Annotated in this window: 11 protein-coding genes; 5 read left to right on the forward strand and 6 right to left on the reverse strand. The window is 68.1% G+C overall.

All coding sequences use genetic code 11. The features are described from left to right. The first annotated feature begins 86 nt into the window (after positions 1 to 86). From HUN07_RS24450 to HUN07_RS24465, 4 genes are all read left to right on the forward strand, one after another. Positions 87 to 854, forward strand: a complete 768-nt coding sequence (locus tag HUN07_RS24450; protein WP_114722096.1) for a TetR family transcriptional regulator — start codon at positions 87 to 89, stop codon at positions 852 to 854. A gap of 178 nt (positions 855 to 1,032) precedes the next feature. Then, on the forward strand, positions 1,033 to 2,190 hold the full coding sequence (locus tag HUN07_RS24455) for an acyl-CoA dehydrogenase (protein WP_174913596.1): 1,158 nt from the start codon (positions 1,033 to 1,035) through the stop codon (positions 2,188 to 2,190). 166 nt (positions 2,191 to 2,356) lie between these two features. Then, positions 2,357 to 2,530 carry a hypothetical protein gene (locus HUN07_RS24460; protein WP_174913599.1) on the forward strand — a complete coding sequence of 58 codons (174 nt, stop codon included), beginning with the start codon at positions 2,357 to 2,359 and terminating at the stop codon, positions 2,528 to 2,530. A 162-nt stretch (positions 2,531 to 2,692) separates the two neighbouring features. Then, complete coding sequence (locus tag HUN07_RS24465) at positions 2,693 to 3,541, forward strand: 3-hydroxybutyryl-CoA dehydrogenase (protein WP_114722098.1); 849 nt, start codon at positions 2,693 to 2,695, stop codon at positions 3,539 to 3,541. A gap of 172 nt (positions 3,542 to 3,713) precedes the next feature. On the opposite strand, the gene HUN07_RS27320 is transcribed toward HUN07_RS24465, so the two are convergent. The 5 genes from HUN07_RS27320 to HUN07_RS24485 all read right to left on the reverse strand — a co-directional run bounded on the left by HUN07_RS27320 (position 3,714) and on the right by HUN07_RS24485 (position 8,551). Then, on the reverse strand, positions 3,714 to 3,842 hold the full coding sequence (locus HUN07_RS27320) for a hypothetical protein (RefSeq protein ID WP_258557907.1): 129 nt from the start codon (positions 3,840 to 3,842) through the stop codon (positions 3,714 to 3,716). A gap of 294 nt (positions 3,843 to 4,136) precedes the next feature. Beyond that, entirely contained in the window at positions 4,137 to 4,316 is a 180-nt protein-coding gene (locus tag HUN07_RS24470; protein ID WP_254622665.1) for a hypothetical protein, read from the reverse strand. A 44-nt stretch (positions 4,317 to 4,360) separates the two neighbouring features. After that, the gene (locus HUN07_RS24475) at positions 4,361 to 5,521 is read right to left on the reverse strand and encodes a Rieske 2Fe-2S domain-containing protein (RefSeq protein ID WP_174913605.1); all 1,161 of its coding nucleotides are present in this window, start codon (positions 5,519 to 5,521) and stop codon (positions 4,361 to 4,363) included. Positions 5,522 to 5,634: 113 nt separating this feature from the next. Then, positions 5,635 to 7,986: an ATP-binding protein gene (locus HUN07_RS24480; protein ID WP_174913608.1), complete on the reverse strand. Its 2,352-nt coding sequence runs from the start codon at positions 7,984 to 7,986 to the stop codon at positions 5,635 to 5,637. Between the two features lie 112 nt (positions 7,987 to 8,098). Next, positions 8,099 to 8,551, reverse strand: coding sequence for a hypothetical protein (locus HUN07_RS24485; RefSeq protein ID WP_174913611.1), 453 nt, complete (start codon positions 8,549 to 8,551; stop codon positions 8,099 to 8,101). A gap of 228 nt (positions 8,552 to 8,779) precedes the next feature. Between HUN07_RS24485 and HUN07_RS24490 the strand changes: the two genes are divergently transcribed. Beyond that, a complete protein-coding gene (locus HUN07_RS24490) occupies positions 8,780 to 10,243 on the forward strand; it encodes an MFS transporter (protein WP_174913613.1) in 1,464 nt (487 codons plus the stop codon). A 7-nt stretch (positions 10,244 to 10,250) separates the two neighbouring features. Here the strand turns inward: HUN07_RS24490 and HUN07_RS24495 are convergent, their stop codons facing one another. Further along, the gene (locus HUN07_RS24495) at positions 10,251 to 11,669 is read right to left on the reverse strand and encodes an amidase (protein ID WP_174913616.1); all 1,419 of its coding nucleotides are present in this window, start codon (positions 11,667 to 11,669) and stop codon (positions 10,251 to 10,253) included. Between the last annotated feature and the right edge of the window lie 40 nt (positions 11,670 to 11,709).

Raw genomic sequence — 11,709 nt, forward strand, 5'->3', positions numbered from 1 at the left:
TCGGCAGGTCAGACAAGGTGGACGGACCGGCCGGGAGTGCAGGTGGACGATCGGCCGGACCGGATCGGGCATGGATACTGGCACGCATGAGTGAGCGCGTCGAGGGCACCGGACCCGACAGCAACGGCGATCCTGCGGACTTCCGAGTCCATGTCGCGACCCAGGCCATCCGGCTCTTCGCCGAGCACGGCTACGAGGCCACCACGGTCGACCAGATCGCTGCTGCCGCGGGCGTCTCGCGGCGCACGTTCTTCCGGCAGTTCCGGTCGAAGGAGGACGTGATCTTCGCCGATCACGAATCACTGCTCGAGCAGGCGGCCGACTACCTCTCGGGCACCACCGAGGATCCGTGGATGGCGGTGTGCGAGGCCGCCCGCCTGGTCTTCAACCGGTTCCGTGAGAACCGCGAGCTGTCGGTGCGCCGCTACCAGGTGGTCCAGCGGGTGCCCGCGCTCCGCGACCGGGAACTCGTCACCGGCTACCGCTACGAGCGCCTGTTCACCGACCACCTGCGTGGCGCCGTCCCGTCCGCGAAGCCGCTGGACGTCGTCGGGTTCGCGGCGAGCGTGACGGCGTGCCACAACTATCTGCTGCGAGCGATGATCCGCGGCGACGAGAATGCAACCTCCGAGGAACTGCAGCGCGCGCTGCTCGAGATCCGGCGCAAATTCGGAGCCGGCACGCGCGACACGACCGCCACCGCCGTGACGTCGACGGACTCGACGAATACCCGCCCGACCGACGCCGTGACGGTGGTGACCTATCCGCCGGGAACGCCGCCCGCAGAGGTGGCCCGTCGGGTGCGCCTGCAGCTCGAGGCCACCGAGACCGGACCCTCACCCACCAACCCTTGACTGGCACTTAGTGCCATGCTTGACTGGGGCCATTCGTGGACCCACGTGCGCGATCGGCTGAAACATGTCGAGAGGTACGCCACAGCACGACGACGCGAACCTGGCACTGAGTGCCCCAGTCACTCGGTGCCAGCCGACCGTCTCAACCGACCGTCCCGCACAACCGAGGAGCGTCCCCATGGCCGGCAATCCCGATTTCCCCCTCTTCCAGCTGAACGAGGAGCACGACGAGCTGCGGGCCGCGATCCGCGCTCTCTCCGAGAAGGAGATCGCGCCGTACGCGAAGGAAGTCGACGAGAAGTCCCGCTTCCCCGAAGAAGCTCTGGCAGCCCTCGTCGCATCGGGATTCAATGCCATCCACGTCCCCGAGGCGTACGACGGCCAGGGCGCCGACTCGGTCGCCACGTGCATCGTGATCGAGGAAGTCGCCCGCGTCTGTGGTTCGTCCTCGCTGATCCCCGCAGTCAACAAGCTCGGCACGATGGGCCTGATCCTCAAGGGTTCCGAGGAGCTCAAGCAGCAGGTGCTCCCGGACATCGCCGGCGGCAAGATGGCGTCGTACGCACTGTCCGAGCGTGAGGCCGGCTCCGATGCCGCCGCGATGCGTACCCGCGCGAAGGCGGACGGCGACAGCTGGATCCTCAACGGCTCCAAGTGCTGGATCACCAACGGCGGTCAGTCCACCTGGTACACCGTCATGGCCGTGACCGACCCCGACAAGGGTGCCAACGGCATCTCCGCGTTCATGGTGCACAAGGACGACGAGGGCTTCGTCGTGGGACCGCTCGAGCACAAGCTGGGTATCAAGGGCTCCCCCACGGCCGAGCTGTACTTCGAGAACTGCCGCATCCCGGGTGACCGCATCATCGGCGAGCCCGGCACCGGCTTCAAGACCGCACTCGAGACCCTCGACCACACGCGTCCCACGATCGGTGCGCAGGCGCTCGGTCTCGCGCAGGGCGCGTTCGATGCCGCGTTGGCATACACCAAGGACCGCAAGCAGTTCGGCACGTCCATCGCGTCGTTCCAGAACACGCAGTTCATGCTCGCCGACATGGCGATGAAGATCGAGTCGGCCCGCCTCATGGTCTACACCGCGGCGGCTCGCGCCGAGCGCGGCGAGAAGAACCTCGGCTTCATCTCCGCGGCCGCGAAGTGCCTCGCGTCGGACGTCGCGATGGAGGTCACCACCAACGCTGTCCAGCTGTTCGGCGGCGCCGGCTACACCACCGACTTCCCGGTCGAGCGCATGATGCGCGACGCCAAGATCACCCAGATCTACGAGGGCACCAACCAGATCCAGCGCGTCGTGATGTCACGCGCACTGCTCAAATAACGAACGGTTTCGCTGCGACGGTTCCACAGCTCGAGGTCCCCGGCGTTCAATGAGGGTGTAGCACCTGGGGTGCCGCAGTAGGTGACAGCACGGTTCGATCCGGGATCTGCAGTAGGCAGGCCGTTCGGGGGCCGGTGCCGTGGCCGACGCAGAGGAGTTGGTACACATGGGATCGATCAGCATTCTCGGGGATCTGGTGGACGTGTTGGCCCAGTTGATGGCCCTCATGGGCGGTCAGGGAGGCGGCGGGACCGGCGGTCTGGGCGGCCTCGGAGGTGGTGGCCTCGGAGGTGGTGGCCTCGGAGGTGGTGGCCTCGGAGGTGGCAGCCTCGGCAGCTGACGGTTCGACGACACCCACGACATCCGTCACCCCGGCATCGGTGCTTCCGACGCCGGGGTGACGGATGCGGGGTGACCGATCCGGGTCCCCGGATAGCAGAATGATCCTCGACAGCACGTCGCCCGTCGGGCGTCGTGAAGAGACGACAGTGGAGATTCAACTGTGGAGCTAGTTGGTGTAATCGGCGGCGGCACGATGGGTGCCGGCATTGCCGAGGTTTGTGCCAAGGCCGGAAGCTCGGTCCTGATTCTCGAGACCAAGCAGGAGTTCGCCGAGGCCGCCCAGGCCCGGATCGCGACCTCGATCAACCGCGGCGTCGCCCGCGGCAAGATCACCCAGGAGGAGGCGGACGCCGCCATCGCACGGGTGCGCGTGACCCTCGACATCGAGGAGTTCGCGGACCGCGATCTGGTGATCGAGGCTGCCCCGGAGATCGAGGCGCTCAAGGCCGAGATCTTCGGCAAGCTCGACAAGATCGTGAAGCCGTCGGGCATCCTCGCGACCAACACCTCCTCGATCCCGGTCATCAAGATCGCGAACGCCACGCAGCGTCCGTCGCAGGTCGTGGGTGTCCACTTCTTCAACCCGGTGCCGGTCATGCCGCTGGTGGAGATCGTGGTCAGCCTGGTCACGTCCGAAGAGACCGTCGCGGCCGTCACGGATTACGCCCGTAACACCCTGGGCAAGAAGGCCGTCCGGGCCGGTGACCGCGCGGGCTTCATCGTCAACGCGCTGCTCATCCCGTACCTGTGCGACGCCGTCCGCATGCTCGAGTCGGGCTACGCGACCGCCGAGGACATCGACGACGCGATGAAGGGTGGCTGCGGCTACCCGATGGGCCCGCTGACGCTGCTCGACACCGTCGGCCTCGACGTCGCACTGGCCGCCGCCGAGTCGCTGTACGCCGAGTTCGGACAGCCGAACTACGCGCCGCCGGCCCTGCTGCGCCGCAAGGTCGACGCCGGGCACCTGGGCAAGAAGGTCGGACAGGGCTTCTACAGCTACAAGTAGTCCCCGACCCGATCACGGCAAAGCGCCCCGTCGTCTCTCCAAAGACGATGGGGCGCTTTCTGTTTCCGTCCGAGTGACAGCGGCAGCGGCTGTCAGGACGAATGCCGACAACCTCCGTCCACCCCCGGCGACTCGGCCGGGGTGTGGAACGGAGGTGTGGTTCGACAGTCGTTCAGCTGAAGGCGTTCAGCGCGCCGACCAGGCCAAGGACTGCGGCAACGCCCGAAAGAAGGCCACCGATGCCGCTGACGACCGGCTGGATCTGCTTGATCAGGGCGAGATCAGCGTCGGAAGAACCCATGTCAAAACTCCTCACAGTGAATGTGTATGTACGCGCTCTTTGCGCGTCCGATGTGCTGCACGGCGCTCACGAGAGTACGCAAGATCCGGGCAGAGATTCTGCAAGACAGTCGATTTCGCTTCCGACCAGCTCGAATCTCTGTGAGTAATATTCACGTGACCCGGCAACGATCCGAGAACGGCAAGGTGTCCGGCAGGAAAACAGTAGCGGTCGGTTCTGGTCGGTCGACCGGCCGCACTGTCGCTGACGAGATCACGTGTGCCCGGGCCGGTGATCCGGCCCGGGCGCACGAGATCACTCGTCGACGACGGAGATCCGCCCCTCGACGGCCGCGCGGGCGATGGAGTCCTGCATCGCCGGGCAGCTACGCGCCAGCGATGCCGGATCGGTGGCACCGCCACCCAGTTCCCGACACGCCGCCCGCGCCTCGGCGGTCCACTGGACCGAAGTGTGCTGCCAGCTGTTCTTCGTCACGAGGACATGGCAACCGCATCGGTCGCAGTCGACGGGCTCCACCGCTACACCGTTTCCGCAGCGGCGCGGCGGGCGAGGTTGTCGGCGACTTCGAGCTTCCATGCATCGACGGGCTTGGTGGTGTCGAGTTCGAACTCGAAGCGGTCCACCATGTCCGGGGTGACGTCGGCGACGTCGACGTAGAACTGCTCGTACCACCGGCGCAGCTGGTAGACCGGGCCGTCCTCGTTGGTCAGGAGCGGGTTGTCGATGCGGGTCTTGTTCTTCCAGATCTCGATGTCCTGTTCGAACCCGATGCCGATGTAGCCGATCATCGCGTCCACCAGTTGGTCGGCGATCTCGGCCGGGACCTGCTCGGTCTTCTTCACCGAGATGCCGTGCATGAGCACGAACTGGTTCGGGGAGATCGGGTAGTGGCAGTTGATCAGCACGGACTCGACGTCGTACTTGTCGTAGTGGTAGACGAGGTCGTCGATCATGAACGACGGCCCGTGGTACGCGGCGACGGAGGTGTTGCCCACCAGCTTCGGGACATCCGGGTCGGTCCACTCGGTGACGTCGTCGCGGCCGACGCCCTTCTGTTCCTGGATCGCGACGTGGCCCTCGAAGATGTTCTTGAAGTAGGTGGGGAACGAGTAGTGCACGTAGAAGAAGTGCGCCATGTCCACGACGTTGTCGACGATCTCGCGGCAGTTGGTGTCGATGACGATCGACTTCCACTGCCACGCGGTCCACTCGGCGTCACCGGTGCGCATCGCGGGGATCGCGACCTCCGGCGGCGGCGGGTTGCCCTCGGGATCGTTCCACACAAACAGCAGGTCGTCCTGCTCCGTGGTGGTCCAGGCGCGGGTCTTGGCGACCGGCGGCACCCGGCGGGCGTAGGGGATGTCGGTGCACTTGCCGTTGCCGGCCCAGCGCCAGTCGTGGAACGGGCACGCGACGGTGTCGCCCTTGATCTCGCCCTGGCTCAGGTCGCCGCCCATGTGGCGGCAGTATGCGTCGAGGATCTTCAGATCGCCCTTGCTGTCGGCGAACACGACGAGCTTGGTGCCGAAGGCTTGCACGGAGTGCGGCTTGCCGTCTTTGAAGTCGGCGACGAGACCGAGGCAGTGCCAGCCGCGGGCGAATCGCGCCGGGGGCGCTCCCGTCTCGATGATTCGGATCTCGTCGGTGGTGTCGGCGTCCCCTGAGGACACTGAGGTCATGGTGAGTCCTTTCGTTCTGCGGGGCACGTATGCGGGCTGTACATGCGCCCCCGCTCGACCCTCCAATCTCGCGCCGCGAAAGCTGCTGTTCCAGAGGTCCTCCCGTTGAACGGTCATTCGATCGACGAGTCTTGATCCAGGGATTCGTCCCTGGTCCGCTCGACGATCCAAGCCGCGATCTGCGTCCGTGAGGTGAAGCCGAGCTTGGTCAGCACGTGCTCGACGTGCCCCTGGGCGGTGCGCGGAGAGATGACCAACTGCTCGGCTATCGCCTTGTTGGTGAGCCCCTGCGCCACCAGATCGGCGACCTGTCGCTCGCGTCGGGTCAGACTCGTCGCTGTGGCGGCGGGCTCGGGTTCGACGGCCGCGGGCTCTTCCCGGAGTGCGAATGAAACCGCGCCCTCGAAAGTCAGTTCCCGGCCGCGGCGAAGCGCCGCCTCGTACCCTCGCTCGCCGATCGCACCGACGATCTGGCGCCGGCACTCGTCGCGGTGAACGAGCAGGCTGGGAAATCTGACCGTCGGACCGTCCACAATCTGCCACATCGCCATGGCCGCCCCCCTCAGCGTGGCGGCACGCCCGAACTCCTGGGCCGCGGCAGCGATCCATGCCATCACGTCCAGGAACCACGCGGCGCTCAGCGGATCGTCCACCGACCGGGTCAATCGCAGCCCCTTCTCGAACAATGCGACCGCGTGCGCGGGGTCGCCCCGCTGCAACTCCGCCATGCCCGTGGCCCACAACGAGTAGGTCCGGAAGACCGCCTCACCACAGGGTTCGGTGATGGCGAGCACCTCGGCGTGCCACGCCGCCGCCCGCTCCGCCTCACCGAGCAATGCAGTGGCCAACCCGAGACCCGCCAGGTCCTCGACGACCTGCATCCGCATGCCCTCCGAACGGAAGACTTCGAGACTCGCTTCCAAACACGCGACCCCCCGATCGAAGTCACCGGCCGCGAGTGCCAGCAGTCCCTCGACGTGTGTGATGAAGGCATCCGACACGGCATCGTCGTGCCCCAGGTTGAGTTCGCGCCCCTCCTGCACGCGGGCCATCCCGCCCTCGACATCGCCCTGCATCGCGGCGAGAGCGCTGCACGCGTACAGCGCCCTGGCACGATCCGCCGTCTCGGCCGCGGTCGGGCGCGCCAGCGCGCGCTCGAGCCAGCGCCGCCCCTCGCTGAGCCGACCGCGGGAGAGCCAGAACGGATACAACGCGGTGGCCATCCGCAGCCCGGCGGCGGCTTCCTCCTCGTTCCCGGCGATGCTGAACGTCAGCGCGTCGCGCAGGTTCGGCTGCTCGCGTTCGAGCCGAGCGATCCACTCCACCTGATGGGGACTGATCCACTCGTCCGCGGCCCGCGACACGAGCCGCTCGTACCAGTCCCGGTGCCTCCGCACGAACGCCAGATGCTCGCCGGACTCACGTAGTTTCTCCTGTCCGTAGTCGCGGATCGTTTCCAACAGCCGGTACCTCACGGCAATGCCCGGCTCTTCCCGGATCAAGATCGACTTGTCGACCAGAGACGCGACGCCGTCCAACAGCTCGTCCTCGGCGGAGCCCTCGGAGCAGATGCCCTCGGCTGCGTCCAACTCGAAGCTGCCTGCGAAAACCGCCAACCGGCGCCACAGCATCTGATCCTGCTCCGAGCACAGGTCGTGGCTCCAGTCGACACACGCACGCAGCGACTGCTGTCGAGTCGGCGCCGAACGGCTGCCCCTGTTCAACAACCGGTAGCGGTCGGTCAGCCGGTCCAGGATCTGCGCCGCGGACATCGCCCGCAATCGCGCCGCTGCCAGTTCGATCGGTAACGGCAGACCCTCCAGCTGCCGGCAGATCCCGACGACGTCGCCCCGGTTCTCCTCGGTGAGCCGGAACTCGGGAACGGCGGCCGTGGCGCGCTCGACGAACAACGTGACCGCCTCGTACTGGGGAAGCCCGTCCAACGGTGGTGCGCGCTGCGGATCCGGGACCGTCAACGGCGGAACCCGCAGGATCGCCTCCCCGCCGATTCCCAGGGGTTCGCGACTCGTCGCCAGAATCCGAAGGTGGGAACACCTCCGCAACAGCGCCTCGCACAGCGCCGCGACCGCCCCCACCAGGTGCTCGCAGTTGTCCATCACCAACAGGAGCCGACGCGACGCCAGGTACTCGACCAGCATGTCCAGCGGCGGCCGTGCGGCGCGGACCCGCAACCCGACGGCAATCGCGACCGTATCCTTCAGCGACTCCGGGTCGTGGACCTCGGCGAGTTCGACCAGCCGCACACCGTCACCGAAGGCCCTTCGCGAATCCTCGGCCACCCGCAGCGCGAGCCTGGTCTTACCGACCCCGCCGATCCCGGTCAGTGTCACCAGGCGCGCGGTGGACAGCAGCCGCCGCGCCTCGCTCGACTCGCGACGACGGCCGACGAAACTGGTCAGCGCCATGGGCAGGTTCCCGACCATGCCACGTACGGCGAGCGTCATCGAACCGTCACTTCCGTCACCCTGCCCCGACATTTTCACGGTACGCCGGGAGGGATGCCGTCGAGCGCGTGTCAGATCACCCGCCTCGACGATTCCGAGATGTTCTCGCCGCTCACCCGCAGGCGGGTGATGTCAGCCCAGCCACGCTCACGATGCCGCACGCGCTGTCCTGCGACAGCTTCCAGACTCCGTCCTCCGCCACGAAGTTCATGACGCTCTCCGGGGTGGGCTGACCGTCGAGGCGCATGGCCACCGTCGCGACCACCGAGCCGTCGCCGAGATCCGTCACGTCGACGACCTCGACCACCGCCTTGTTCGCCTTCGCGGCCGCCACCACCTGGTCGATCAGTTGCGGATCGGCCGCGGCGCCCTGGACGAGCGTGATCTTGTCGGCCGCCGGGATGCCGGCGTCGAACGCGCGGGCGAGGTTGGCGTTCAGCTCCGCCGGCGTGGGCGCGGCGACCGGCGGCTGTGTCGATGTGACCGGGGTGGTCGTGATCGGGACGGGCAGTTCCGGGTCCGTCTCGCCGGAACACGACGAGAGCAGAAGAGCCGCAATACACATCGTTCCGACTGCCGCCGCTCGCCCGACCCGCTTCGCTTCGCCCCACGTCGAGTACATGCCGTTCCCCCCTCGTTCGCCTGTGAATCCGATCGGGGCACGGTAGCCCGACACACACACCGAATGCGGCGATCCGGGCGGGTGACCGGTGAACTCTCACAGTCCCCTCATGAACCGCGGCCATCGGTCGGGGGTTCCCGTCACCCCGATCAGAGGCGCACCATCGAAGACATGACCGCTCCGGCGCTTCACCTGAAGTCGGCGCGGGGCCGGTGGGTCGTGACGGCCACCGTCCTCGGATCCTCGCTCGCGATGCTCGACGGCACTGTCGTCAATGTCGCGCTGCCACGCATCGCCGAGGACCTCGGGGCCGAGGTCGCGGGCGTGCAGTGGACGCTCAGCGGCTACACCCTCACACTCGCGTCGCTGATCCTTCTCGGCGGCGCACTCGGCGACCGATGGGGACGTCGTCGCGTATTCATCTGGGGAACAGTGTGGTTCGCGGTCGCCTCGGGGCTGTGCGCGCTGGCTCCGGACGTCACGACGCTCGTCGCGGCCCGGCTCCTGCAGGGAGTCGGTGCGGCGCTGCTGACACCGGGCAGTCTCGCGATCATCTCGGCATCGTTCGAGGACGACGACCAGGGTGCCGCGATCGGAATGTGGTCCGGGCTCGGCGGGGTGGCGGCCGCCGTCGGACCGCTGCTGGGCGGGTGGCTGGTCCAGGTCGCGGGCTGGCGGTCGGTGTTCCTCATCAACCTCCCGCTCGCGGTCGCGGTCGTGTGGGTCTCGGCGCGGCACGTTCCGGAGACCCGGGACCCGCACCCGCCCGAGCGACTCGACTTCGCAGGATCGATTCTGGCGGCGCTCGCGCTCGGCGCCCTCACGTACGGGCTGATCGAGAAGACGGCGTGGATGAGCGTCGCCGGGATCGCGCTGTTCGCGGCGTTCGTGCTCGTCGAGCGCCACGCCCGGTATCCCCTCGTGCCGAGTTCACTGTTCGCGTCGCGGGTGTTCGTGGCCGCGAACCTCGTGACCTTCGCGGTGTACGCCGCGCTCGGGGGCGTGTTCTTCCTGCTGCTGCTGCAGCTGCAGATCGTGTCCGGGTACTCCCCGCTGGCGGCGGGTGTCGCATCGCTCCCGATCACGATCCTGATGCTGCTGCTGTCGTCGCGGGCCGGCCGGTGGGCGCAGGTCCACGGGCCACGGATCCCGATGACCGTGGGTCCGCTGCTGGCCGCCGCCGGGTTGCTGCTGATGCTGCGGATCGGCCCCGACGCGTCGTATCCGACGCAGGTCCTGCCCGCTGTCCTGGTGTTCGGCCTGGGCCTGGCCGCGCTCGTCGCGCCCCTCACCGCGGCCGTGCTCGGCTCGGTGTCGTCGGACCAGGCAGGGATCGCGTCGGGTGTGAACAACGCGGTGGCCCGCACGAGTCAACTGCTCGCGGTCGCAGCCCTGCCCGGACTCGCCGGCATCGGCACCGAGGCGCTCACCGATCCCGCCGCGTTCGGGTCGGGCTTCCGGATCGCGATGCTGATCTGCGCCGCACTACTGCTGATCGGTGCCGCGATCTCGGCAGCGATGATCCCCCGCCGCACGGTGGCCGAGGAACCGGCAGCGGAGGAGGCGGGCGAGTCCGTCGCGTGCCAACCGCACTGTGACGTCACCGCGCCCGCCGTCCAGCCGCCGCCAGACTGACCGCCGGTCAGTCCTGGACCGCGGGCCACACCGGGGCGGTGTTCCACGGGTACGCCGCCTCGAGTTGCGACGCGATCCGGATCAGCAGATCCTCACGCCCGTGCGCGGCCACCAGTTGGGCACCGAGCGGCAGACCCGTCGAATCCTTGCCCAGCGGGAGCGAGATCGCGGGCTGACCGCCGCTGTTGAACGGCGATGTCAGCGCACCGTAGATGCCGGCGTGCTTCCACATGGCCTCGAGATTCATCGCGTCGAGCAGGCCCAGCGGCGGGGTGGGAGCCCCGAGCGACGGAGTGAGCAGCAGGTCGTACTCGGTGAAGAACCGGCCGATGTCCCGCGCCGTCCGCTCGAGTTCGGTGTACGCGAACGCGAGATCGGTCGCGGAGTCCGACTTGCAGCGGTCGTACTGCACGCGGGCCATCGTCTCGAGATCGTCGTCGCGCAGTTCCCGGCCGAGTTCGGCCAGACGCTGGTCGATCTCGACCGCCATCGGAGCGGACATGAGGTACCGCATGGCCGCCGCGAGCGCGTCCGGGTGGAACACGGGGGCGGCGGTCTCGACGCTGTGCCCCAGCTTCTCCAGCAGAACGCCGACATCGGAGGCGACGGCCGCGCAATCCGGGTGCACCGGTTCACCGTTCGGCATGACCGTGGTGATGCCGATGCGGAGCCTGCCGGGATCGGCACCGACTTCCTGCACGTACGGGCGTGCGGGCGGAGCAATGCCGAACGGCGCACCCACGGCGGGACCGCACGTGAGATCGAGCAGCAGCGCGGTATCGCGCACGCTGCGCGTCACCGCGTGCTCCACCGACAGCGGCCCCGCGAGCGGCGAGCCCGACGGCATCCGCCCGCGCGACGGCTTGAGGCCCACGAGTCCGTTGGCGGACGCCGGAATTCGGATCGAGCCACCGCCGTCGCTGGCGTGCGCGGCGGGCGCGATGCCCACCGCGACCGCCGCGGCCGCGCCGCCCGACGAACCACCCACCCCGTGCGTGAGGCGGCGGGGGTTGCGCGTCGGCCCGAACAGGACCGGTTCGGTGCTCGCGTTCTGGCCGAACTCCGGGGTGTTGGTCTTGCCGATGACGACGAGGCCGGCCCGGCGGTAGCGGGCAACGAGTTCGGTGTCGCGCTGCGCGACGCGTCCCGCGAACAGTCGCGAGCCGTTGCTGGTCGGCAGGCCCGCCACATCGGCGTGAAGATCCTTGATCAGGAACGGGATCCCGCGCAGCGGGCCGTCCGGAAGACCGGCGTCGACCTCGGCCAGGGCCGCCTCGGCGCGCTCGCTGACCACCGCATTGACCGCAGGGTTGCGCTCCGCGAGGCGGCTGATCGAGAACTCCACGACCTCACGAGCCGAGACGTCCCCGTCCCGGATCGACGCCGCCAGTCCGGTCATGTCCTGGTCGTCGAACAAGTTCTCCATACAATCCTCCAAGCGTTCGCCTGTCGCCGAGACGGCGGTG

Source organism: Rhodococcus sp. W8901, assembly GCF_013348805.1.
In the GTDB taxonomy this organism is placed as follows: domain Bacteria; phylum Actinomycetota; class Actinomycetes; order Mycobacteriales; family Mycobacteriaceae; genus Prescottella.

Coding starts and splice junctions, on each gene's coding strand:
- HUN07_RS24450 (WP_114722096.1), top strand. CDS start 87: ATGAGTGAGCGCGTCGAGGGCACCGGACCCGACAGCAACGGCGATCCT.
- HUN07_RS24455 (WP_174913596.1), top strand. CDS start 1,033: ATGGCCGGCAATCCCGATTTCCCCCTCTTCCAGCTGAACGAGGAGCAC.
- HUN07_RS24460 (WP_174913599.1), top strand. CDS start 2,357: ATGGGATCGATCAGCATTCTCGGGGATCTGGTGGACGTGTTGGCCCAG.
- HUN07_RS27320 (WP_258557907.1), bottom strand. CDS start 3,842: ATGGGTTCTTCCGACGCTGATCTCGCCCTGATCAAGCAGATCCAGCCG.
- HUN07_RS24475 (WP_174913605.1), bottom strand. CDS start 5,521: ATGACCTCAGTGTCCTCAGGGGACGCCGACACCACCGACGAGATCCGA.
- HUN07_RS24480 (WP_174913608.1), bottom strand. CDS start 7,986: ATGACGCTCGCCGTACGTGGCATGGTCGGGAACCTGCCCATGGCGCTG.
- HUN07_RS24485 (WP_174913611.1), bottom strand. CDS start 8,551: ATGTGTATTGCGGCTCTTCTGCTCTCGTCGTGTTCCGGCGAGACGGAC.
- HUN07_RS24490 (WP_174913613.1), top strand. CDS start 8,780: ATGACCGCTCCGGCGCTTCACCTGAAGTCGGCGCGGGGCCGGTGGGTC.
- HUN07_RS24495 (WP_174913616.1), bottom strand. CDS start 11,669: ATGGAGAACTTGTTCGACGACCAGGACATGACCGGACTGGCGGCGTCG.